Genomic DNA, 239 nt, shown 5'->3' on the forward strand with positions numbered 1-239 from the left:
GTCCTACCTGGTCACGCTCGACATGAACGACAGCGGGAAGTCGGTCAAGGAGATCTTCCAGACCCACGCGGGTGACACCACGCTCCCCGGCCGTGAGCCGCAGGGAATCGCGGTCTACCGCTCTTCGGTCGGGCCCCAACTCGCGTTCGGCTTCTCCAGCAAGTACGACAGCGATGATCCCGTCCAGTTCCGGTCGACCATCTTCTACAAGAGCGACCTCACCTGGTGAAGTTTTCCAG

The 239-nt window shown here is 61.5% G+C and carries 1 protein-coding gene; it reads left to right on the plus strand.

The features are described from left to right. On the plus strand, positions 1–229 hold a 229-nt coding region (locus KVT28_RS26660), incomplete at its 5' end, for a hypothetical protein (protein ID WP_217551316.1). Positions 230–239 lie beyond the last annotated feature (10 nt).

The sequence above is a fragment of the Pantoea sp. GbtcB22 genome (genome assembly GCF_019091025.1).
GTDB lineage: Bacteria > Pseudomonadota > Gammaproteobacteria > Enterobacterales > Enterobacteriaceae > Pantoea > Pantoea leporis.